18 protein-coding genes are annotated in these 24,220 nt (G+C 50.5%); 15 read left to right on the forward strand and 3 right to left on the reverse strand.

Annotated features, from left to right (window positions below; translation table 11 throughout):
• Nucleotides 1-16 precede the first annotated feature (16 nt).
• The 6 genes from M4D81_RS23435 (at nucleotide 17) to M4D81_RS23460 (ending at nucleotide 7,012) form a co-directional block, all read left to right on the forward strand.
• Nucleotides 17-1,414 carry a (Fe-S)-binding protein gene (locus tag M4D81_RS23435; RefSeq protein ID WP_260068211.1) on the forward strand — a complete coding sequence of 466 codons (1,398 nt, stop codon included), beginning with the start codon at nucleotides 17-19 and terminating at the stop codon, nucleotides 1,412-1,414.
• A gap of 318 nt (nucleotides 1,415-1,732) precedes the next feature.
• The gene (locus tag M4D81_RS23440; RefSeq protein ID WP_260068212.1) at nucleotides 1,733-2,299 is read left to right on the forward strand and encodes a class I SAM-dependent methyltransferase; all 567 of its coding nucleotides are present in this window, start codon (nucleotides 1,733-1,735) and stop codon (nucleotides 2,297-2,299) included.
• A 169-nt stretch (nucleotides 2,300-2,468) separates the two neighbouring features.
• Entirely contained in the window at nucleotides 2,469-2,885 is a 417-nt protein-coding gene (locus M4D81_RS23445; protein WP_260068213.1) for a hypothetical protein, read from the forward strand.
• 1,051 nt (nucleotides 2,886-3,936) lie between these two features.
• Entirely contained in the window at nucleotides 3,937-4,683 is a 747-nt protein-coding gene (gene map, locus M4D81_RS23450; RefSeq protein ID WP_260068214.1) for a type I methionyl aminopeptidase, read from the forward strand.
• Nucleotides 4,684-5,276: 593 nt separating this feature from the next.
• Nucleotides 5,277-6,089: a pyridoxine/pyridoxal/pyridoxamine kinase gene (pdxK, locus tag M4D81_RS23455; RefSeq protein ID WP_076325345.1), complete on the forward strand. Its 813-nt coding sequence runs from the start codon at nucleotides 5,277-5,279 to the stop codon at nucleotides 6,087-6,089.
• Between the two features lie 260 nt (nucleotides 6,090-6,349).
• Entirely contained in the window at nucleotides 6,350-7,012 is a 663-nt protein-coding gene (locus M4D81_RS23460; protein ID WP_260068215.1) for a YqaA family protein, read from the forward strand.
• Nucleotides 7,013-7,140: 128 nt separating this feature from the next.
• Here M4D81_RS23460 and M4D81_RS23465 read toward each other — a convergent pair whose 3' ends face one another.
• Nucleotides 7,141-7,761: a hypothetical protein gene (locus tag M4D81_RS23465; RefSeq protein WP_071219685.1), complete on the reverse strand. Its 621-nt coding sequence runs from the start codon at nucleotides 7,759-7,761 to the stop codon at nucleotides 7,141-7,143.
• Between the two features lie 309 nt (nucleotides 7,762-8,070).
• Here M4D81_RS23465 and M4D81_RS23470 point away from each other — a divergent pair, with 309 nt between their 5' ends.
• Nucleotides 8,071-9,144, forward strand: a complete 1,074-nt coding sequence (locus M4D81_RS23470; protein ID WP_260068216.1) for an ATP-binding protein — start codon at nucleotides 8,071-8,073, stop codon at nucleotides 9,142-9,144.
• Nucleotides 9,145-9,205: 61 nt separating this feature from the next.
• A complete protein-coding gene (locus tag M4D81_RS23475) occupies nucleotides 9,206-10,429 on the forward strand; it encodes an MFS transporter (protein ID WP_194544638.1) in 1,224 nt (407 codons plus the stop codon).
• Between the two features lie 167 nt (nucleotides 10,430-10,596).
• On the opposite strand, the gene rnjA is transcribed toward M4D81_RS23475, so the two are convergent.
• Entirely contained in the window at nucleotides 10,597-12,315 is a 1,719-nt protein-coding gene (rnjA, locus tag M4D81_RS23480) for a ribonuclease J1 (protein ID WP_260068217.1), read from the reverse strand.
• Nucleotides 12,316-12,499: 184 nt separating this feature from the next.
• Between rnjA and M4D81_RS23485 the strand changes: the two genes are divergently transcribed.
• Nucleotides 12,500-13,255, forward strand: a complete 756-nt coding sequence (locus M4D81_RS23485) for a YqcI/YcgG family protein (RefSeq protein WP_260068218.1) — start codon at nucleotides 12,500-12,502, stop codon at nucleotides 13,253-13,255.
• A 318-nt stretch (nucleotides 13,256-13,573) separates the two neighbouring features.
• Nucleotides 13,574-14,977, forward strand: a complete 1,404-nt coding sequence (locus M4D81_RS23490; protein WP_260068219.1) for a glycosyl hydrolase family 18 protein — start codon at nucleotides 13,574-13,576, stop codon at nucleotides 14,975-14,977.
• Here the strand turns inward: M4D81_RS23490 and M4D81_RS23495 are convergent.
• On the reverse strand, nucleotides 14,972-15,850 hold the full coding sequence (locus tag M4D81_RS23495; protein ID WP_194544634.1) for a helix-turn-helix transcriptional regulator: 879 nt from the start codon (nucleotides 15,848-15,850) through the stop codon (nucleotides 14,972-14,974). The two genes, M4D81_RS23490 and M4D81_RS23495, sit on opposite strands and share 6 nt — an antisense overlap.
• Nucleotides 15,851-16,021: 171 nt before the next feature.
• On the opposite strand from M4D81_RS23495, the gene yicI reads away from it, so the two are divergent.
• The 5 genes from yicI to M4D81_RS23520 all read left to right on the forward strand — a co-directional run bounded on the left by yicI (nucleotide 16,022) and on the right by M4D81_RS23520 (nucleotide 24,203).
• Complete coding sequence (gene yicI / locus M4D81_RS23500) at nucleotides 16,022-18,349, forward strand: alpha-xylosidase (protein ID WP_260068220.1); 2,328 nt, start codon at nucleotides 16,022-16,024, stop codon at nucleotides 18,347-18,349.
• Nucleotides 18,350-18,568: 219 nt separating this feature from the next.
• The gene (locus M4D81_RS23505; protein ID WP_260068221.1) at nucleotides 18,569-20,377 is read left to right on the forward strand and encodes a sensor histidine kinase; all 1,809 of its coding nucleotides are present in this window, start codon (nucleotides 18,569-18,571) and stop codon (nucleotides 20,375-20,377) included.
• Nucleotides 20,352-21,908: a response regulator transcription factor gene (locus M4D81_RS23510; protein ID WP_260068222.1), complete on the forward strand. Its 1,557-nt coding sequence runs from the start codon at nucleotides 20,352-20,354 to the stop codon at nucleotides 21,906-21,908. The genes M4D81_RS23505 and M4D81_RS23510 overlap by 26 nt, the downstream gene beginning before the upstream one ends.
• Before the next feature lie 409 nt (nucleotides 21,909-22,317).
• A complete protein-coding gene (locus M4D81_RS23515; RefSeq protein WP_071219672.1) occupies nucleotides 22,318-23,280 on the forward strand; it encodes an ABC transporter permease in 963 nt (320 codons plus the stop codon).
• A gap of 14 nt (nucleotides 23,281-23,294) precedes the next feature.
• Nucleotides 23,295-24,203 carry a carbohydrate ABC transporter permease gene (locus M4D81_RS23520; RefSeq protein ID WP_071219671.1) on the forward strand — a complete coding sequence of 303 codons (909 nt, stop codon included), beginning with the start codon at nucleotides 23,295-23,297 and terminating at the stop codon, nucleotides 24,201-24,203.
• The last annotated feature ends 17 nt before the right edge of the window (nucleotides 24,204-24,220 follow it).

A 24,220-nucleotide genomic window follows, 5' to 3' on the forward strand; every position in this document is an offset into this window, starting at 1 on the left:
GAGGAGGCGATAGCGCATGAATTCAACCCATGAGAAGCTTGCACAATCGCTGAAGCTGACGCTGGATGAGGATCAATTGACAAACTGTATGCGCTGCGGGTTTTGCCAGACCGCCTGTCCGACATTCCTTGAGACAGGGCTCGAAGCTGCCTCCCCGCGCGGGCGGATTGCGCTTATGAAAGCGGTTGTGGATGGTTTGATGGAACCGGATGAAAGCTTTCGTAGCCAGATGGATCTTTGTCTGGGCTGCAGAGCCTGTGAGCCTGCTTGTCCTTCCGACGTGAAATACGGTCAGCTGATCGAGCAGACCCGGGCGGCCATTGCGGCGGAGAAGCCTTATTCGCTGCCGGTACGAGTCGTCCGTAAGACGTTCCTGCAAGGGATATTCCCGCATCGCGGTAGACTGAAGCTGATCGGAAAGACACTTTCGTTCTATCAGAAATCCGGGCTGCAGAAGTTTGCGCGCAGCTCCGGGGCCATGAAGCTGTTTCCCGACCATCTTCAGCAGCTGGAAAAGGCGCTGCCTGACGTAACAGGCGATGGCCTGGAAGAGCTGTGGAGCAAGGCTGGCTTGCCCTACCGCCGCGAGAAATCAGACAGCGGTTCGGGGCTTATGGTTATCCCTGCAGCCGGATCTAAAGTCGGCCGGGTCGGCATGTTCCGTGGCTGCATTATGGACGTCATGTTTGCATCCACGAACGTAAACACCGTACGGCTGCTGCGTCAGGCCGGGTTCGAGATTGTCATTCCGGAGGAGCAGGTATGCTGTGGTGCGCTGCATGCCCATGCCGGTGAAATGGACGATGCCAAACAGCTGGCCGGCCGGAACATATGGGCTTTTGGAGAAGCGAACGTCGATTACATTGCAAGCAATGCGGGTGGCTGCGGTGCCCTGCTGAAGGAATATGATCATCTGATGCATGCCGAACCGGATGAGCGGCTTCAGCAAGCGGCTGTTCTTTTTGCAGATCAGGTGAAGGATATTTCCGAGCTGCTGCACAGCCTCGGTAGGCCGCTTACGCCGGTTCATGCGAAAAGTGCACAGAACGAGGCATTAAATGTCACCTATCAGGACTCCTGCCACTTGCGTAATGTGATGCGGGTGCAAGGAGAGCCGCGCCAGCTGATGCAGCAGCTTCCGGGCGTACAGATGTGCGAGCTGCAGGGGGCTGAGATATGCTGCGGTTCAGCCGGCATTTACAATCTGACCCAGACGGAAATGTCGACCACGCTGTTGGATCACAAGATGGAACATGTGGAGGCTACCGGAGCCAAGGTCATCGTAACTTCGAACCCGGGATGTCTGCTGCAGATGAAGTGGGGGATCGAGCGTGCCGGCATGCAAAATGGCGTAGAGGCCGTTCATCTTGCAGATTTTCTGGCTGAGCAGGTGCTGATTGAGGATAAGCCGTGACGAATGGTACAAATGGGGCAGCTTCATGGTCATTATGATCGTGGGGGTGCCTTTTTTAAGTCTGATTTACCATCATTCAGCGTGTTCATTGCGATCAGTTATTATATAAAATGGTTCTCAAACAGCGTAAATCTTATCAGTACAGTCATATAAGGATCGATATAGTGAAATATGGATGTTACAGTGATTAAACGACGAACCGGTTTACATCGTTTCCTATCAACGGTATGGTAGATCGACAGGGGGATTTTTCCCCTCACAGGGTTCATAAACGTACATATGAGCAAAATGCAATCATGCGAGGAGGAGAGCGATACCATGAAAGAGAGCTTTGATCCGTCACTCATAGACCGATTGGAAAGTCCGGAAAGGAAGAAGGAGTTACCGGCATCTTCGCTGCTGGAAAAGCTCCAAGTGAGCGGCGAGGTGGATGTCCTTGACATCGGGGCAGGTACCGGTTATTTTTCTATACCGGCAGCCTCGTTAACGACAGGGACGGTTTACGCGCTGGATACCGAGCCGGCCATGCTGGACATGATGCGGAGGCGTGCACAGGAACAGGGACTTGCGAATATTAAGGTGATGGAGGGGCTGCTGGAAAGCCTTCCTTTTGAGCATGAAGCTGTGGATCGAGTCATTGCCTCCCTGATCCTTCATATTACCGAGCAGTTGGAGCAATCCATCCGCCAGATGGCAAGAGTGCTGCGGCCAGGAGGGCGATGCTTGTGTCTGGAGTGGCAGGAGGACCCAGCCGAGCAGCGGGTTCCCCGTCCGAATCGGGTTGATCCACATGTGATGAAGGATATGTTGGAGCAAGCAGGGCTGCATGTGGAAGGAATCGAGTATCCTACGGAGCGTCATTATCTGATCATCGCCAGTAAATAGCCAATGACAATGAAGCCTCTTGCTGGATGCCCTCTCCCCTTTAGATCTTGCCGTCCAGCGCCGCCTCACCGTGATCTGCGGAGGTAGATCGCAGCTTGGGTGTATTTATGGATACACAGCTGGAACATTTTGGGGGAGGGGGCCGTCTAAGGATTGAGGTGATTCATTGATGAGAAAATCCATGGCTATCATACTAAGCTGCTTGCTGCTGCTCATGAGCCTGTACGCGGTCAAACCAGCCAACGTATTTGCTTGCTCCTGTGCGGGGCCGCCTACGGTTGAGGAGGGCCTGGAACGGAGTGCAGCGGTATTTGCAGGCAAAGTGACCAAGCTGGTTGGCCCGAAGGCGAAGCTGGTGATGTCATCGGCAGATCCGGTCCATGTTACGTTAGAAGTAACGGAAGTATGGAAGGGCGAATTAGCTGGAATGACGCAGCTTACAACGGCGGTGTCATCAGCCAGCTGCGGTTATGATCAGTTTGCCGTAGGAAGCGAATTCCTGGTGTTCGCGTCTGCCGAATCGGGTCAGCTGAGAACAGGGATGTGCGATGGTACGAAGCTCCTCTCCACCGCAGGCAAGGACTAACTGAGCTTGGAGATGGATATCCTCCAGAGGACGCATCTGCTCCGAGTGAATCAGGGCCCGATATACTCGCTGAGGGCGGCCCTCCAGCTGAGGGTCAGGATGCAGGTCAATCTCCATTCTTACTGAAGTCCATCTTGTGGATAGCTGCAGCAGTGCTGCTGGCAGCGGGGGGATGGCTCTATTTTTGGAGGAAGAATAAGAGAAATATATAGGGATGTAAAAAATTCAGCAACTCTTATTGCGCGGCTAAACAGCTTTGCTGTAACTCTTGTAATTCAAGTGAACGGGAGTAGCTGTTGCAGCACAGTCGTCATTTCGTGGCAGAAACATATCTTTCGGCTATTTCTGATAAGATGGAACCTTTATCGCCGATAAACGGGGTAAAGGTTTTTTGTTTCCTTCTGCCTTTGGATTCGTATTAAAGGTAGAGCTTGCGATATTGCATTTGCAGTTGATGTGGTTTTGGCTGCCGTTGCCCTGCCCTGACGCTGCCGGAAACAAGTGGAAAGCTAAAGAAACGGCCCGTTTGATATAATGAACATAGGAAAAAAGAAAGGAATCGTGATCTCGCGTGTAAAATTATCGTTTCTGCGCAACCTTACATTATATTTATGATATGAGGAGAAACGATTGTCATTGGATAAATGAAGTTCGAAGTTAGATACAATGCTGCGTGCCCTGATTCTGTTCATGGTCATTGAGAGCCATTTGACTTTCTGGGCTACAGCCGAGTTGAAGCTGCCTCCGAGGATGCAACAAGCATACGCCTCGGTTCCCGTGCCTACCCGGGTGTAAACCGAAAGGCAGACATTCCTAATGGAAATGATTGAGGTTCCTTTGGCTTAGGAGTAGAATAAGATGAGGTAGGGCGCTTTTCGCTTTTCTTTTTTGGATACAGACCAGAAGAAAGCAGATACACCTTGTGATTGTGAATCAGCCTTATTGGCCGGGGAGTGGGAAAGGCAGATGCCTGTCCTTCAGAATCTTCGGTCAGCTAAGGCTTTTTGATTTGAATAGGAGATAACAGCCATATGAGAAGGAGTGAGCAGGATTGATAATCCTTAAAACACCAGAACAAATCGCCAAGATGAATAAGGCAGGGGACATTCTCGCCGAATGCCACCGGCAGATTGCCAAGATGATTAAACCGGGCGTGACGACATTGGAGATTGATCAATTTGTCGAGCGGTTTCTGGCAGAGCGCGGCGCGACACCGGAGCAGAAGGGGTATCACGGATATCCGTATGCCACCTGTGCGTCGGTTAATGATGTGATTTGCCATGGTTTTCCGAGCAAGGAGCCATTAAAGGACGGGGATATCGTTACCATTGATATGGTGGTGAAGTATGATGGCTGGCTCGCTGATTCCGCGTGGTCTTATCCGGTCGGAAACGTGTCCGAGGAAGCGCAGCATCTGCTGGATGTAACGAAGAAATCCCTGTATCTTGGCATTGAGCAAGCGGTAATCGGCAATCGAATCGGAGACATCTCCCATGCGATTCAAACCTATGCGGAATCCCAAAATTTATCGGTCGTCCGCCACTTCGTAGGGCATGCAATCGGCGAAAATATGCATGAGGAGCCCCAGGTGCCGCATTACGGCCCGCCCAACCGCGGGACGCGTCTTAAAGAGGGCATGGTCATCACCATTGAACCGATGCTGAATCTTGGCACATATCAATGCAAGATCGATTCAGACGGATGGACCGCAAGAACGGTGGACGGCAAATGGTCCGCGCAGTATGAGCATACGCTTGCCATTACCAAGGATGGCCCGGTGATCTTGACGGAGCAATAAGATGCGACTCCGTAGGGGCGTTGCTCCTATGGAGGTAAGCGGATGTACAAGCTACGAGGCTGTGTTCAGGCAATGCGTATACAGACGCATCCGAGATTGTGCCTACAGGAAGACTCCAACGGAGCAGGCGGAATTGTTCTGTAGAAGCGCAGCGTTCGCCTTTGCCCCCGGATTTCAACGATATATATCGTGATTCAAGGGAAATCTGAGGGCAACAGCGATCGGAAGAACAAACCGCATGTGGAGTAATGCGGTACCATGCAGAATTCGACATTTGAGAATAGTCGCAAGTGAATTTTTCATTAAGGTCTAAAAAAAAGAAATGCTCCAACGGAGCAGGCGGAATTGTTCTGTAGAAGCGAAGCGTTCGCCTTTGCCCCCGGATTTCAACGATATATATCGTGATTCAAGGGAAATCTGGGGGCAACAGCGATCGGAAGAACAATCCGCATGCGGAGTGATGCATTAGCTCAGAATTCGTCTTTGAATAGACTACGATTCGACATCTGCGAATACGCGATCAATGAATAGACGTCACTCTGAGTTTTTCTTATAATAGAGTAATCATTTTACAAGCGAAGGGAACATGGAACATGACGATACGAAAAGCACTAACCGTAGCCGGCTCGGACACGAGCGGGGGCGCTGGCATCCAGGCGGATCTGAAGACGTTTCAGGAATTTGACGTATACGGTATGACCGCACTGACCACGATTGTCTGCATGGAACCAAAGACATGGGATCATCAGGTTTTCCCGGTGGCGCTGGATATTGTAGAAACGCAGTTGAAAACCGTGCTTGAGGGCATTGGCATCGACGCTATGAAGACCGGCATGCTTGGATCCGTAGAGATCATCGAGCTCGTGTCCCAGTATATCGACCGCTATAATCTGGAGCGGATCGTCATCGATCCGGTGATGGTCTGCAAAGGCACGGATGAAGTGCTGCAGCCGGAAAATACGGAAGCGATGCTGGAGTTCCTGCTCCCGCGTGCCGATCTGGTAACGCCAAACCTGTTCGAGGCGTCCCAGCTGGCCAAGTCCGGCCCGATCACGACCCTGGATCAAATGCAGGAGGCGGCGGCCATCATTCATGAGCGCGGCGCGAAGAATGTGCTGATTAAAGACAGAGGCAAGATCCGCGAAGGCAAAGCGATGGACCTGCTCTATGACGGAAACAGCTTTGAATGGTTCGAGGCCGATACCATTGTAACGAAATACACCCATGGTGCAGGCTGCACGTCATCCGCTTCCATTACGGCTAATCTTGCCAAAGGTTTGACTGTTCGCGAGTCGGTACAGCAAGCGAAGGCATTCATTACCCAAGCCATCTCCAATGGCTTCCCGCTGAATGAGTTCGTAGGTCCGACAAGACATTCCGCGCACCGCAGTTTATCTGCAAATTAAACCAAATACACTTTTTTGCAAGCTTATTCATGCATGGAATTCGGCTTGCAGGAGTGATCGAAAACCTTTCTTCCAAGAAGAAAGGTTTTTTTGTTGTTAGTTGAACTCGCTGCATATAGTGTATAGGAGCTATGGCATGCTTCGTTTTACGCGGTTTTTACACAGGGATAGAGCCGCTTAGGTCCTTTCCAGTATAATTATGTGCTATAATTTATAAAGGGTCTGATAGAAGCAGGAAGAAAATGTTTAGGGGTTGAGACATGTTTCAGGACATTTTGGAATTTTTGAAAAATTTTGGTCCATGGGGATTGTTTATTCATTCGTTTGCTGATGCTGTAATTTTTCCGGTTCCCGCTTTTTTTCTGCAGGTTTCGCTTAGCATCATGCACCCGCAGGATGCGCTGTGGCTCGCAACGTACGGTTTTATCGGGTGCTTGCTGGGGACGCCGCTGGGTTATTTAATCGGAAAGCTGCTTGGGAAGTCGGTACTATACAAGATTTTGAAAAAAGAGTGGATTGACGCTGCAACGAACATGTTTCAGAAAAATGGCGAGGCCGCGATATTGATTGGTTCCTTCACGCCGGTGCCCTTTAAGGTGTTCACGATTCTATCGGGGTGTTTGAACTTCCCGTTATGGAGACTTCTGGCTTATGCCGCTGTGGGCAGAGCCACCAAGTTTTATGTTGTAGGTACCTTGTTTTACCTGTACGGTAACGCGGCAGAAGGCATGGTTAAGGACGTATCGTTATACATTGCGCTTATTGCCGTTCCGCTTCTGTTGATCGGTGTGTACTTTAACCGCAAACGCAAGCGCAAGAAGATGGAGCAGGAAAAGCTCGCTGAAACTGCTGGTGAATCTAGTCCAGTTGTGGTCGAAAAGACGGTATTGGAGCAGGCGTCGGACCAGACTCCATCGGCTTAACGCTGAACATTGACGTGGTGGCTACGCTCCCGTGAGAATCATATAAAAAAGCAGCCGGGTGAGAGCCCGGCTGCTTTTTTCCAAGGTATCAGAGAAACATATTTATATGATAGCTAAATATTTCGGTATTAACCCGTTTTTCCGAATCTGAAGAACTTGCCTCGGCCTTTCGTTGTCACAGGAGTAAACGTCGGTGATGGGGACAGCGGGGATGTCATGTCTTGAGCAAGATACCCGTGGAGAGGTCCACGGTAGACTTCATTCAACTGCGGTGAATGGGAGAAATCCTCCGGCGTTACGAGATGACAAGGCTTGTTTACAGGCCGCAGGCCTGCTTGCTCCAGCACCGTAGCAACAAAGTGGGAGCAGAAGAAAGCATCGTCACGATCAATATGAATCCGAAACAATATACCCAGCAGCCCTAGCAGATTATATTTGTAGCGGTCCTGATCACGCATCATCTCTTTGACAAGGTTGTGCATGCGTTGATAGTCTTCCTTACTGACGCGGAAGTGATAAACCGCGCATTCCGAAGTGTAGAAGAAGGGGTCGCGCAGGTTTTCGCGAACTAAACCGCCGTCAAACGGATTGTTCGCCTTCTTTCGCCCAAAGCTGTACACTTCGCGTAATTCGGAATCAAACGCGATGGATGCATGGTTGAGTGGGGCCTTCGTGAAATATTGGATCATTCTGCTGAACCAGGTGCCCGTGCCTGTAAGCACAATCCAAATATCTTGTTCCGTGTACATACTCGCAAACTCCTTTGTTAACGGTCCTAACGACTAGCAATTGTAAATGACTTGCTTTCTTTCACAATAAACGAAAAAGCCATAGCGTTCAAGTCAAAAAAAACCATTTTCTCTCAATTTCACTAGAATAGCGCTGGGATTGCCACCAAAAATTAGAAACCTCATAACAATATATTCGCTTCATGTCCAAATTATCCTTTGGTTTGCTTTATTTATATTTTTCAATAGGCGATAGGAAAGGAGAAGCAATCCGATATCTCGAAATAGGTAAAACGATGGAACAATGAAAGACAGGAGGATCTCCAAACGATGATGAATAGTGAAAGTCTCAGCTATGATTTTATGGTCCAAGCGATTGAAGTAGCGCCGATTGGAACGGTATTCATCGATTCAGAGGGGAGCATTATCAAAATTAATCCCGCTGCTTGCGTCATGCTGGGGTATGAGGCGGAAGAGTGTCTGCATCATCCCTATTACCATTGGATTTATCCGGAGGATGTGAATAAGGATAAAGATAGAATGGAGAAGCTAAAGTCGGGTAAGACCGCTTCTTTGCAATTGGAGAAGAGACTGATACATAAACAAGGCGATATCAGGTGGGTATCTTGTATGCTAAGCACAGCTCGCAGCAGGGAAGGAACTACACTCGGCTATGTGGCGCATTTTACGGATATTACCGACATGAAAAAGGCGGCCCATCAAGAAGAGGAGCGGCTGATCCAGTCCGATAAGCTGTCCATGGCCGGTCAACTTGCGGCAGGGATCGCCCATGAAATTCGTAACCCTATGACTTCCATTAAAGGGTTCGTGCAGCTCATTCGCTCCGGCGCTGGCCGGAAGGATGAGTATTTCGATATTATCTCCTCGGAGATCGAAAGGATCGAGCTGATCGTCAGTGAGCTTCTGTTTTTGGCGAAACCGCAAAGCGTGAAATTCGAGCGTGCCGATATCCGGCAGCTCCTGGACCAAGTGATTACGTTACTAAATACGCAGGCCATCATACATAACGTCGAGATTATAACGGATTTCGGAGAGCGAGAGGCCAATGTGGAAGGTGATGTGAATCATCTGAAGCAGGTGTTCATCAATTTTATTAAAAATGCGGTGGAATCCATGCCGGGTGGCGGGGAATTGACCATTCGGTTGGAGAGAGGCAATGACCACACCGTGGCCATCTACTTCATGGATAATGGCTGCGGGATTCCGGAAGCGATCCTCTCCCGTCTAGGGGAACCGTTCTTCACGACGAAGGAGAAAGGGAATGGCCTGGGATTCATGATCAGCAAAAAAATGATCGAGGACCACAAGGGGCAGGTTCACGTGTCCAGCAAGCTTCAGGAAGGAACAACCATAAAGGTTACCCTGCCGCTCTGCATAATCTAGCTTGACCAGACGTATGGTTCGCTCTACATTATAGAAAGATATAGGAGAGGGGGCGGCTAATATGGGCAATATGCAATTGTTAAAAGAACCGAAGCGGCGTAAGCTGCTGTTCAGTGCGGGTGCCAGCTGGATGTTCGATGCGATGGATGTCGGCATGATTTCGTTTGTTGTTGCGGCACTGGCAGCGGAATGGTCGTTGAGCTCACAGCAGGTAGGTATTCTGACAAGCACCACATCGATCGGAATGGTATTCGGCGCGGCTATGGCAGGATTCCTGGCCGATAAATATGGACGGAAAAATGTTCTGCTGTGGACGCTGCTCATATTCTCGATTGCGAGTGGTCTATCCGCGCTGGCTACCGGTTTTATTATGCTGTGTCTGATGCGCTTTATTGCCGGCTTCGGACTCGGAGGAGAGCTTCCGGTTGCATCCACGCTGGTATCGGAAAGCATGCCGGTTCATGAACGGGGAAGAGCGGTTGTGCTGCTGGAAAGCTTCTGGGCGGCAGGCTGGATACTATCCGCACTCATTGCTTACTTCGTCATCCCGGATTACGGCTGGCGGACAGCCTTTGTTATTGGAGCTCTGCCTGCTTTTTATGCGCTCTATCTGCGGCGTGCCATCGAGGATTCGCCAAGGTATATCGAGCAGAAAGCCAAAGTTACCCGTAAGCTGACCTTCGGGCAGCGAGTGGCTTCGGTCTGGTCGGTGGAACATCGGCGTACGAGCATTATGCTCTGGGTGCTGTGGTTTACGGTCGTATTTTCATATTACGGCATGTTCCTGTGGCTTCCGACCGTCATGGTCGATAAAGGGTTCAGTCTGGTCAGGAGCTTTCAATATGTGCTGATTATGACGCTTGCCCAGTTGCCGGGTTATTTTACGGCCGCGTATTTTATAGAAAAGTTCGGGCGGAAATTCGTGCTCGTTACCTATTTGGTGCTAACGGCCTTTAGCGCAATCTGGTTTGGCTACGCCAACACGGAAGGTTCGCTGCTCGCAGCAGGCATTTCCCTGTCATTCTTCAATCTGGGAGCATGGGGAGGTTTATATGCCTACAGTCCGGAACTCTATCCGACGAAGGTTCGTTCAACGGGGGTAGGGCTTGCCACTTCGTTCGGACGGATCGGGGGCGTTATTGCGCCGCTGCTCGTGGGTGTGCTGAAGCAAAATGGCACCCCTATCGAATTCATTTTCGTGATGTTTTTTGTGACCATCCTGATCGGTGCCCTCGGCGTACTGGTACTTGGTAAGGAAACGAAAGGGCTGGAGCTTGCGGACTAAGGCTAAAGAGCCCCCGTTAATGACGTTTTTCTTGCAAAACAGCAGGACATGCTTCGAAGTGTATGCTTTCTGATATCGGAAGAAAAGGGTGGATCCAAAGGTTCAAATTACCTTGGATCCACCCTTTTTATGTTTGAGATACAGTTAAGGCTCAAAGTCAATGAGACTTATACTTCCATAATGGAAGGCATAATGTACGGGCTTCGGCCCAGTTCCCTTTTAAAATAACGATTGAGCGTGTTATTCGTCATCTGTTCCCAGGCAGCGCGGTTGTATTCACGCTGTTCACCGGCTTTGTTCAGCTGCTTGCGCAGCATCGCTTCAGCCCGGCGCAGAAGAGGCTTGGAGTCCTGCATATACACAAACCCGCGGGTAATAAGCTCCGGCCCGGAGAGCAGCTTGCGGGTCTCGCGATGAATGGTGATAGCGACAATGACAACGCCATCGTGAGCGAGCTGTACCCGTTCCTCGAGCAATTCCTTCTCATGGGTACGCAGCTCACCATTGTTGATGTAGACATCTCCGGAGGGGATGTTCCGCCCTTTACGCGCATAGTTGCGGAATAGGGAAAGCGTATTCCCGATGTTCATCAAGTAAACGTTGCTGTCAGGAACCCCAACCTGCACGGCGAGGTGACGATGATTCAGCATCATCCGGTATTCCCCGTGGATCGGCACAAAATATTTGGGACGCAAGCTGCTGATCATAAGCTTCAAATCTTCGCGACAGCCGTGACCCGAAGTGTGGATATCGAGAATGGAGCCGTATTTAACCTCCGCTCCTGCCCGCATCAAGAGATCGATACTGCGGTTGACGTTCTGGGTATTCCCAGGAATCGGTGAAGACGAGAAAATAACGGTGTCCTCCGGATGAATCTGGATCGAACGGTGGGCACCCGAAGCGATGCGTGTCAGCGCCGCATTAGGTTCGCCCTGACTGCCTGTACAGATAATCAGCACCTGGTCGTCGCGATAACGGTTAACGGCTTTAACATCAATCATCATGCCGTCCGGTACGCGAATATAACCAAGCTCCTGACCGATCACAAACACCTTCTCCATGCTGCGGCCGACGATGGCGATTTTGCGGCCTGTCCGGATGGCAGCTTCAACAACCTGCTGCAAACGATGAACGTTCGATGCAAAGGTAGCAAACAGGATCCGTCCGGGACATTCCCGGAACAGACGCAGGATGGAATCGCCGACGGTGCGTTCCGAAGGGGTAAACCCGTCCCGCTCGCTATTGGTGCTGTCAGCCATCAGGGCCAGGACGCCCCGTGCGCCGATATGCAGAATTTTATGCAGATTGGCGGGCTTGTCCTCCGGCGTAAAATCAAATTTAAAGTCTCCGGTATGTACGATCGGCCCGTACGGTGTTTCCACTACGACCCCGAAGGCATCCGGAATGCTGTGGGTGGTTCTGAAGAAATGAACGGAAAGATGACGGAATGCAATCGTTTCGTCTTCATGGAAGACGCGCAGATCACTCTGATCCAGCAGCCGATGCTCTTCCAGCTTCGCACGAACCAGGCCGATGGTCAGGGCCCCGCCATAGATCGGCATCTGGATTTGACGAAGCACATAGGGAATAGCCCCGATGTGATCTTCATGACCATGGGTCAGGAACATACCTTTTACTTTATGTTTGTTATCAAGTAAATAACGAATGTCCGGAATAATGTAATCGACGCCGCTCATTTCGGCATCCGGGAATTTCAGGCCGGCATCGATGATAATGATCTCATTTTTGAATTCCACACCGTACATGTTCTTGCCGATCTCGCCAAGCCCCCCCAGCGCAAAGATGCGCACGGGTGGAGCGGAAGGCCTCGGTTTTTTGGCGGGCTTGGCCGTTTGAATCTGATCTGTTAGCAGGGGTTTAGACATAATGTGAAAGAATCCTCTCTATGGTAATTAAGGCATAAGCCTGGTCATTTTAATTTCTTCTCTACTTAAGATATCAGAAAGTTCAAGCTTTTGGGAAACGCTTTTCGAAATTCATGTGCTTTTCGCTCGTGACAGTCACCTATTTTTACTCACTCTTATATGCTGTAGAAGAGGAGGACTGGTAATGAGCGGTTTATTGAGGTTGGATCATATGGATGCTGTCCATGGATTGCATGAGGAATGGCAGCGGAAAGCGATAACCAAGCTGACCGAGAAAATGACGGACCGTTACGCCAAATTCCCCTGCATTCCGGCTGTGCAAGGACATGCACTGAATCATTTTAGATACGGCTTTATTCATCAGGGCGAATCACAGGCTGCGGCGGAACAGCTGGCTGCTCTGCTGCGCGAGTTCGGGCTCGGCTCCAGGGACTTTGGGCCCTATACTTCACTTGTCGTCATGATCTATACGGAGCATGGCCGCGATAGCCTGGAAGGCGTCCAGTATTATGAGCGCTTGTTCTGGCAGCTTTTAAGCCGAACAACCGAATATGATACGGAACCTTGGCCTACGGATCTGCCGGAGGAACCGACGGATCATCTATGGGAATATTGTTTTGCAGGCGAGCCTTATTTTGTTTATTGCGCTACACCGGCACATGAGCTTCGCCAGAGCAGATACTTTCCCTACATGATGCTTGCTTTTACGCCTCGTTGGGTTCTGAAGCAGTTCAATGCCCGAACAAGGCAAGCAGAACACACCAAGGGATTGATTCGTCAGCGATTGGCCCAATATGATCCCGTACCACCGCACCCTGACTTAAAGCTCTACGGGGCGGAGGATAACTATGAATGGAAGCAATATTTTTTGCGGGATAACACGGAGTCACTATCGAAATGTCCGTTTGCAAGGCGGCACAAAGAGATCAATCAACGATAAGAAATAACACGTTGCTATCATCATACCCTAAATCGGAGTCAGGGTTAACCATGCTTTCTATTTAAGAGCTGCCTCATCCGCGGTAATCCGCAGTGTGACAGCTTTTTTGCGTGAAAGCGCTGGTTGGCCAGGGTATAGGATTTTGCCCCTGAATAAGTAAATCTTATCCTTGTTGTACAAAAAATGACCAAGTTACACTTAAAGTGCGTCATATCATTTCATCTATATGCGTTAGGAGGTGTGCAAGGTACGAGGCTTTCACCAGCTTTGAAACCGCTTTAATGAACAAAATCAATTGGCGAAGGAGTTGCTTGATGAATGACAAGGTTGTCCAGAACGATGAGAGGATGGATTCTCGGATTCATCGCCGTGCTGGTGCTTGGTATGTTCCCTGTGCACAAGGCTCAAGCCGCTGAGGCCTGTACGGAGCCTGCATGGAGCAGTTCTGCCGTATATGGCGGGGGGAATATCGTATCCTTCAACGGCCATGCCTGGAAAGCGAAATGGTGGACACAGGGCGAGGTGCCTGGAACGACGGGTCCGTGGGGTGTATGGGAGGACCTTGGAAATTGCACTCCCGGGACACCGCCCGTCGATCCCCCGGTGGATCCGCCAGTAGACCCTCCTGTAGATCCTCCGCTGCCTGGTGACCGTATGTATGTCGCTTATGCGAGTTCTTGGAACACCAGTATTTACGATCTGACGACCGCGAGCATTCCCAATTACATCACCCATCTCAATCTTGCATTCGTAAGGCCGGATACCACGTATATTCAAGGGTCCTACGCGTTTGATCAAGCCGTTGCGGGCTTGGAATTTGTGGAAGGGGCGACCACCCCGAACGGTCAACGTAAATTTACAGCCCAGCAGTCTCAGGATCTGCGTAACCATATCGCATCTCTCAGAGCCCGCGGAACGAAAGCGTTCCTATCGGTAGGAGGCTGGTCATACAGCCAAGGTTCACAGTGGTCCGGATTCAATGCCAAGAACATTGTGGATTTGGCTCTCGATCTTGGCGCTGCCGGAGTCGACATTGACTGGGAATCCAGCGGCAGCAGCTGCAACAAAGGAACAGCCTCCCAGTTCAGCTGCACCAAGGATGGAGAGATCGCGGGCATTATTACGAGTCTCTATAATGAAATCCATGCAAGAAACGCGAATCTGCAGATTTCCATCGCCGGTTGGTCTACGGGCGCTTATTACATGAAAGGAACGCCGTTTGAGGAAGGCAAGGTCCAATGGGGATCTCCTTTTGGCGGTACCATGTACCGCGTAGTTAAGGATCATGGCGGCAAGATCGACTTCATCAATCTGATGTCCTACGATGGCGGTATTTATTACGATCCGCGTGAAGGCTATGAATCGTATAAGGCAATATACAATGGACCTATCAACATGGGCATGCAAATTGCGCCGGAGGGATCCGGCGGGGCCGTCCTGCAACTGAATGCCGCGCCGGGCACGGTATACGATGCCGACATGATGAACGGTCAGAATAATATCGCAACACCCTATTATAATGTAGAAACGATGGTGAACTATATGAAAAATAAGGGAAGGGCGAATGATGGATTCATGCTGTGGCAGCTCTGGAAACAGCGCGTTCATCAGCCCGCCCCGTCAGGCGCAGCGAATGAGAACAGCGCGGGCCAGTACGTATGCCGAAACCTGCCGCTTCCGGGAGATTGCAATCAGACCATACCGAGCCTGCCGAAATTATAATTTTCTCCGATACTCCGAAGGCGTGCAGTCCATGATCTTACGGAAGACCCGAACAAAATAACTGATATGCCCGAATCCGACATCGAGTGCGATGTCGGATATTTTATTGTCTGGCTGACGAAGGAGTTCAGCAGCCTGGCGAACGCGATAGGAATTCATATAGTCCACTGGCGTTTGCCCGGTCATGGATTTAAAGAAACGGCAGAACTGGCCTTCGCTCATCGGGATCAGATCAGCCAGCTCACTCAGCCGGATAGGACGGTGATAATGATTCTGGATGTAGAGAATGACTTTCTTCAATCGTTCCGTTCTCACCATATCCGCTGCTTCGCTCCGGCTCCTGTTGACCAGTCGGCCAGAGGATGCGGCCTGAAACAACATGAGAAACAGATGTCCCTTAATAGCGACCTCATAACCGGCAGGTTTATGCTTCGACAGCCGTGTCATTTCCTTTATATGCTGAAGCAGCTGCTCATCGGTCTCGGATGTCATCCATCTCGGAAAGGTGGCTCTTCGCTCCTGAAAGGGAACAATCATTCCTTCCTGTACAAGATCGTAGCTGCTGCTGGCAAGCATGCCGGGATCGAACACCATGGCGCAGAAGCTGCATCCTTGATCGCCCCGGGCATGACCGGTATGGAGATCTCCTCCATCGATAAATATTGCTTCACCCGCCCGGACAGGAATGTATTCCGAGTCGATCTGAAACAGAACCTCGCCTTCCAGCACGTGGAAAATTTCCGCTTCCTTATGCCAATGGGAGTCTACCACATGGGCCCCGGGGGCAAATTGATACCAGTAGGCACCAAACGGGAAGCGTTCATTCCCGTGAACGGTGCTTTCTTTTAAGGACTGGCGAAAGGATTGATCCATGATGTACCTCCTTGGAATGAATTGCCGCTTGAATGATGTCATCTTATATCAAAATTGTGCTATAAAACAATGGAATACTGTTAGATAGGCTTAAAATAGATCAGTATAATGATATTATAACGCTTTCATCTTAAAGTTCAATTTTCATAATATAGAAAGGCGGATTAAAAAATGAAATTTACAGACGGCAATTGGCTTATCCGGGAAGGATATTCCGTTTCGGGAGCGGTTCAGGCTTATGATTTTGCGGTAAAAGGAGATACGTTGACAGCCTATGCCTCCACGGCCCCGATCCCGGGCAGAGGAGCAACGATTAACGCCCAGCTGATCACCGTGCAATTTCATTCTCCGGCACCCGGCGTTATCGGCGTAAAGCTGGTTCACTATGCGGGCGTAAGAGATAGAGGACCTGCATTCGAGTTGTACAAGCAGGAAGGTGACCATACTGTCATTGAAGAGAACGATCAGGAAGCGGTTCTTCGCAGCGGCAATTTGAGCGTCGTGATCAAGAAAGGTCCGGAATGGTCGGTTCACTTCTATAGAGGAGAAGAACGCATAACCGGCAGCAGAGCCAAATCCATGGCACATATCGTGGAAAATGGCGGACAGACCTACATGCGCGAAGAGCTGGATCTTGGCGTAGGCGAGTGGGTATACGGGCTTGGCGAACGATTCACTTCGTTTGTGAAGAACGGCCAGGTCGTGGATATTTGGAATCAGGATGGCGGTACAAGCTCCGAGCAAGCCTATAAAAATATTCCGTTCTATCTGACGAACAAAGGCTATGGCGTGTTTGTCAACCAACCGGACCTCGTATCCTTTGAAGTGGCTTCGGAGAAAGTGAAGAAGGTGCAGTTCAGCGTGCCAGGCGAGTCATTGGAGTACTTTGTTATTGACGGGCCTGATCCGAAAGGCGTGCTGGACAAATACACGAACCTGACAGGCAAACCGGCACTGCCGCCGGCATGGACCTTCGGATTGTGGCTTTCGACCTCCTTTACAACCCAGTATGACGAAGCGACCGTCAACTCCTTTGTTGACGGTATGCTGGAACGCGATATCCCGCTGGAAGTGTTCCACTTTGACTGCTTCTGGATGAAGGGGCTCAACTGGACGGACTTCCAATGGGATGAAGAGGTGTTCCCGGATCCCGAAGGCATGCTGAAGCGTTTGAAAGAAAAAGGCTTGAAAATCTGCGTATGGATCAATCCATATATCGCGCAGCGCTCGCGTCTCTTTGAGGAAGGACGTGAAAAAGGCTACCTGGTGAAGAAAGCGAATGGCGATGTGTGGCAGTGGAATCTGTGGCAGCCGGGTATGGCGCTGGTGGACTTCACGAATCCGGACGCATGCGAATGGTATGCAGGATACCTGCGCGAGCTGGCAGATATGGGCGTTGATAGCTTCAAGACGGATTTCGGCGAGCGCATTCCGACGGACGTTGTGTATTTTGACGGCTCCGATCCTCATAAAATGCATAACTACTACACCCAGCTCTATAACAAAGTGGTCTTTGATGTGCTGGTGGAGAAATTCGGGAAGAATCAGGCGGCGGTATTCGCACGCTCCGCAACCGTAGGCGGACAGCAGTTCCCTGTTCACTGGGGCGGCGATTGCTATGCGGATTATGAATCGATGGCGGAGAGCCTGCGCGGCGGCTTGTCCCTCGGTCTCGGCGGCTTCGGCTTCTGGAGCCATGATATTGGCGGCTTCGAAAATACGGCTCCGGCGCATGTGTTTAAACGCTGGCTGGCATTTGGCTTGCTGTCCAGCCACAGCCGTCTGCATGGCAGCAGCTCTTACCGGGTGCCGTGGTCTTATGACGAAGAAGCTGTGGACGTTACGCGCTTCTTCACGAAGCTGAAGAGCCGTCTGATGCCTTATCTGTTCCATACCGCCGTACAGGCATCGGAGCAAGGGGTGCCAAGCATGCGCGCCATGTTCCTGGAATTCCCTGAAGACCCGGCAGTTGAAATGCTGGATCGTCAATACATGCTGGGAGATTCCCTGCTTGTGGCACCGGTGTTCAGCGAGAACGGCGACGTGAAGTACTATCTGCCGAAGGGCCGCTGGACGCATCTGTTAACCGGAGAAACGGTGGATGGCGGAACCTGGCGCAAGGAGACGTACGATTTCCTCGGATTACCGTTGTTTGTACGCGGCAACTCGTTCCTGGCTTTGGGCGCAAACGACACCCGTCCGGAATATGACTATGCCGACGGAGTTGAGCTTGGCTTGTATGCATTGGAGGACGGCAGCGAAGCTTCGGTCACCGTTCGCAACATGAACGGGGAAAGCGAGCTGATTGTGCGGGCGGTCCGTGCGGGCAGCCGGATCGACTTTACGGTGGAAGGCAGCGGTAAGCCATTCTTCGTGAAGCTGCATGACACCGGAGCCGTCTCATCTGTAGAGGGCTCGGGAGTGAGCCTGCAAGAAGGCAGCATTCAAGTGGAAGCCGGACAACAAGCGGTGAATTTCACGGCAACTCTGGAAGGGTAAGCTCTGGGTACACCTGCTCGATATAAGGAAAAAAGCATAGCGAAGATAAGCCCGGACCAGCATTATGCTGGAGTCGGGCTTCTTCCATATTTTAGCTGGCCGTGCAAGGAGGGCTGTGCTGATATAATAGGCCTGCGGCAGGTTTATTCACGAATGGTTGTAACCGTTTTCTTTTAAAGGGCTTGCCGAAGATTAAAGGACAGGAGCGAAGACGGTCCGATGTTATCCTATTTCATTCAACTTGTGAATGACATGAAAATCCGCAACAAATTGATATTGTCTTTTGTTGTCGTGGTCTTTGTACCGGTAGCCATCGTGGGGATATTCCTTACGGGCGAGCTCCGCAAATTTGCCTTCAACAATGCGTTGGAGCAAGCTTACCAGAACGTGGACCGGGTCAAGAAACGGTCAACTGAAGTCATCAACGTGGCAGACGATTTATCCTATCGGCTATCCTACGACGAGCGTCTGAGAAATCTTGCCAGTCGGCAATATGAAAGCGTATACGACGTATTCGTGGCTTACAGGGAGTATCCTGATTTACAGCAGGCGATACGGATGTACAAGGAAATATCGAATATCCGTTTCTATAGCGAGAACTCCACCATGCTGAACAATTGGGAGTTTCTTTATCCCGAGGAGGAGATCAAGAGAACGGAATGGTATCAGCGAGCCGAGGATGATATTGGCGTCATTTACTGGGATTATATTATGGATGAACGCGATCAGAAGGTGTACCTCAGCTTAATCAAGGGGGTTGATCTTGGAAGCAAAGACAACCGTGGCGTGCTTGTGATCAATGTCAATACGGGTATGCTGAACACGATCCTCAGCCAGGAAACGTTTGATACCATTATTGTGGACAGCAAGAACAATATTGTCGCCGCTAACCGTCCGGAGCTGTACGGGAAAACGCTAGCCGAGATTCAAGATACCAGCGGGGTTGTATACAATGCGAGCGGAAGCTATGAATCGGTTATCCATGACGAAGCCTCCAAGGTACTGATTGAACCGTTAAATACGGAATCCGGGGTTAACGGCCTGCGCATTATTTCCATATTTTCAATTGATAGCATCGTGGCGGACGCCAATCGGATCAGCAAGCTGGCGATGTCGGTCATCATCATCAGCCTGCTGCTGGCCGTTCTTCTGATCTATAGCTTCTCTTCATTGATCTCTAACCGGCTGCTGCGTCTCAGCAAGCATATTACGAAGTTAGGTACCGGTAACCTCGGCGTTGCCATGCAAATTGACGGCAAGGATGAGATCGGTCAGTTATCCCGCCAATTCAACTCCATGGTGGGTAACATTAACGACCTGATGAACGAAGTGCAGGAGTCCAATGAACAGAAAAGGTTAATGGAACAGAAGCAGAACGAAATTAAATTCAAAATGATGGCCAGTCAGATCAATCCGCACTTTTTGTTTAATGCCTTAGAGTCTATTCGCATGGAGGCACATCTCAAGGGTGAGGACGAAATCGCCCGGATTGTGCGGCTGCTCGGTAAAATGATGCGAAGCAATCTTGAGATCGGCAGCGGAAAAACAACGATAAAAGACGAGATCGAAATGGTGCAGTGTTATCTGGATATTCAGAAGTTCCGCTATGAGGATCGTCTGAAATATGAACTTCTGGTGGATCCCGAAGCCGATCGGGTAAGAATCCCGCCGCTGATCATACAGCCGCTTGTGGAGAATGCGGTCATACATGGGATGGATCACAAGGAAGAGGGCACTTTCATCAGGGTGAGGGTCTCGGCAAGTGAAGGGAAATTGCTCGTGATTACCGAGGATAATGGGGCGGGCATAACCCTGGAGAGATTGCAGATGATCTACGGTTATTTGAACGATACCGATGAGAAGGACGGAGGACGGATCGGGCTCCGGAATGTTCATGTCCGTCTGCAGCTTACCTACGGCCCTGATGCAGGTCTGATCATTTACAGCGAGCCGGGCATAGGAACACGTATCGAATTCAGTATCCCGACAGGAGGAGAGAGCGATGATGAAAGTATTAATCGTGGATGACGAACCCAAGCTGCGCGAAGGGCTGAAGAGCATTGTGCCATGGACCGAGCTTGGGTACCAGGTTGTTGGAACCGCAGCGAACGGAAGCGAAGCGTTGGAGAAGCACGGGATGTACAATCCGGATTTGATGCTGATTGATATCCGAATGCCAGGAATGGACGGATTGCAGCTGATCGAAGCCATCCGAAACCTGGATTCCGAGATTCATCTGCTCATCCTGAGCGGATATGCCGATTTTGATTATGCTAAGCGGGCGATGTCCCACCGCGTGGACGGATACCTTTTGAAACCGGTGGATGAGGACGAGTTGAGCATGTATTTGCTGCAGATTAAAGAAGCCATCGAGCAGGAACAGGAGCGGAAGGCACTGAATAGGGCAGCCTCGGATATGAGCCGCGAGCAGTTCATTCAGACATGGTTCAACCCGGAGGGCAATCCCGATCCGGCAGCTTTGCGGAATATGGCCGAGCGATCAGGACTGTTATGGAACCACTACCAAGTGCTGCTTGTTCATCATAACGGCTACGATGAATCCGTTGAGGGGGCCGATGATCGGTTGAAAAACCAGCTGATCGAAGCTTTTGAAGAGAACGGCCACGGCGCGGTCTTTTCCATGCATGGACAGCTCGGCGTCCTAATGCACACGCCGGTCTTGACGGCAGGTGGGCGTAAAGAATTGCTGCATATGGTGGAGGAAGCCGCAAGTCGGGCTGGCACGGCGATAACGGCCTCTTTGGGCCGTCAGGTCCACCGTTTGGAAGATGTGGCGGATTCGTACCGTTGTGCCAAGGAACGGATTCGCGAACGCTTCTTCTATGCTCCCGGCGAGTTGTTATTCCCTGAATCCGAGCGGTTTGCCGGCAGCATAACGGATGAAGAACGGCAGCCCTATGATCCGGAGCAGCTGATGGAACAGCTCTATTACGCCGTAGATGTGGGTAATGTGGAGGTGCAGCGGAAGCTGCTGCATGCTGCAGCGTATGCCATGGTGAATGAAGATTATACGGAGGAAAGGATGAAAAGCGCCTTCGTGGAGCTTCTGACCGGGGTCCACAACAAGCTGATGCAGCATCATACCGAGCTGCAGTCCCGCACGAAGGAATACTCGGATCGGATTGCGGCGATATTCCGCCAGCGCACAGCCTATGATTTGTGCCGCCATTCGTCCCAATTCCTGGAGGAGCTGATCTGGCAGGCGGGCAATGGCGGACGGGATCAGGAGATGAAGCGGATCATGGATCTGATTCAGCGTAATTACAATGAGAATCTTAAACTGGAAACACTGGCCTCCGTATTTAATTACAACAGCGCATACCTGGGGAAGATGTTCAAAAATACAACCGGAGAATACTTCAATACGTACCTCGATAAGGTCCGGATCGACAAGGCCAAGGATTTTTTGAAGCAGGGCATGAAGGTGTATCAGGTTGCGGAGAAGGTCGGGTATACGAATGTCGACTATTTTCATAGCAAGTTTAAAAAATACGTCGGTACCTCTCCATCCAATTTCCGTAAGGAGCTGGACTTGTAATCAGTCGCCACATTCTCACTTACAACCAGACTAAACATAAATACTTTCATATCGTGCCCTTTAGACGCGACTAAGGTACGCGTCTTTTTGTTTTCCCCCTTTCCTTCCCAAGGCATTATCGGGGAATTCAAATGCTGCGAAGCATAGAGCGGAGGGGCCGGAATCGTATCGGAGAAGCGACAGCGGTCGCCTTTAAAGCCGGGAAACAACCTTACCCTACCATCCGAAGTTTCCCGGATTTAACAGCGATCGGAGATACGATCCGGACACGGAGCGGCATAAAGGTCTTTCGCATTTTTCCACCCACCGTTAATGTCTAATTTTTATATGATTTTTAAGCCAATCCTTCGGGTACTTCCCTGCCCCAGCTTGGTTTATCATCAGGATATACAAGAGAGGAGGGGTTGGTTTGAAAGCGGTAACAAAGACAGAAGGTAGCATCCAACCTGCCGCAAAGAAAAAGAAAGGCTTTTGGGCCACTTTCAAAGAGCAGAAAGTACTGTACGGAATGTCGCTTCCATTCATCGTCATAGTATTCATTTTCAGCTACTTGCCGGTGTGGGGCTGGTTGATGGCATTCCAGAATTACAAGCCAGGCAAAGGGATATTCGAACAAAAATGGGTGGGCCTGGACCATTTCGCAGCACTTTTCGCGGACGATAAGTTTTATCTGGTGTTGCGGAATACACTCGCCATGAGTTTCATGGGATTGATCGTTGGGTTCACGATTCCGATCCTATTCGCAGTCTTGTTGAATGAGCTTCGTGGAAGCGTATTCAAGAGGACCGTACAGACGATATCTTATCTGCCGCATTTTGTGTCCTGGGTCGTGGTTGCCGGTATCGTGACCAAAATGCTGTCCACAGATGGAGGTGCTGTCAATCAGCTGCTGATGTGGCTGGGGTTCATTGATCAGCCCATACAGTTCATGGCTCAGGGGAACCTGTTCTGGTACATCGTAACGGGCTCCGATATATGGAAGGAAATGGGCTGGAGCGCGATCATTTATTTGGCAGCGATTTCAGGCATTGATCAGGAGCAATTCGAAGCAGCCAAGGTTGACGGCGCGAGCCGACTTCGCCAAATATGGCATATTACGCTGCCAAGCATCGCCCCTACGATTGCAATTCTAATGATCATGTCCATCGGACATCTGATCAGCATCGGCTTCGAGAAGCAGTTCTTGCTGGGTAACCCGCTGGTGGTGGATTATTCCCAGGTGCTGGATCTGTATGCGTTGAATTATGGCCTTGGGATGGGTCGTTTCTCATTCGGTACGGCCATCGGGATGTTCAACTCCATTGTGAGTATCCTCTTGTTGCTGCTCGCTAACGGCGTATTCAAAAAATTCACGAAGCAATCGATTATGTAGGGGAGGGAAGCAGCATGGCACGAACCAAAACAGCATTCAAGCCCACGCTCTCCGACCGCGTGTTTGATATTGGTAACTTTACTTTTATGACACTGGTCATGATCGTTACTCTGTATCCGTTCCTGAATGTTCTTGCGATATCATTGAACGATTCCGTAGATACAGTACGCGGGGGGATCTATCTCTGGCCGCGGGAGTTTACGCTTGAGAATTACGTGCAGATCTTCAAATACGACGGTTTGATTACAGGGGCCAAAATTACGATTCTCCGTACGCTGGCAGGAACATTCTTGGGCTTGTTAAGCGGCACTATGCTGGGCTACGTCCTCAGCAGGGTGGACTTTCAGGGAAGAAAGTTCATGTCGACCTTTCTTGCGCTGACGATGTACTTTTCCGGCGGAATGATTCCAGTGTTCATTCTGATCCGCGACCTGAACATGATGAATTCGTTTCTGGTCTACATCATTCCGGGCATGGTAAGCGCGTTTAACGTATTCGTTATCCGGTCTTTCATCGACAGCCTGCCATATTCGCTGCAGGAATCGGCTAAGCTTGACGGAGCTAACGATTTCACGATCTATTACAAAATCATTCTTCCGCTCTGTAAGCCCGTACTGGCTACCATCGCCTTATTTCTGGCCGTCGGGCAGTGGAACTCATGGTTCGATACGTATCTCTATAACGGCAACGCACCCCATCTCACGACGCTTCAATTCGAGCTGATGAAGGTGCTGCAGAGCACGCAGGGACAAACCAGCGGCATGATGTCGGGGCAGAACATGGCCGAAATCGTGAAGCAGGTGTCGCCGGAATCGATCAAAATGGCGATCACGATTGTGGTTACGGTTCCCATATTGCTCGTCTATCCGTTCCTGCAGCGGTATTTTGTGAAAGGCATGACGCTTGGAGCCGTAAAAAGCTAAGCGCAAGTATGGTATCA

Origin of the sequence: Paenibacillus sp. p3-SID867 (assembly GCF_025142895.1) — a bacterium.
In the GTDB taxonomy this organism is placed as follows: Bacteria; Bacillota; Bacilli; order Paenibacillales; family Paenibacillaceae; genus Paenibacillus_AQ.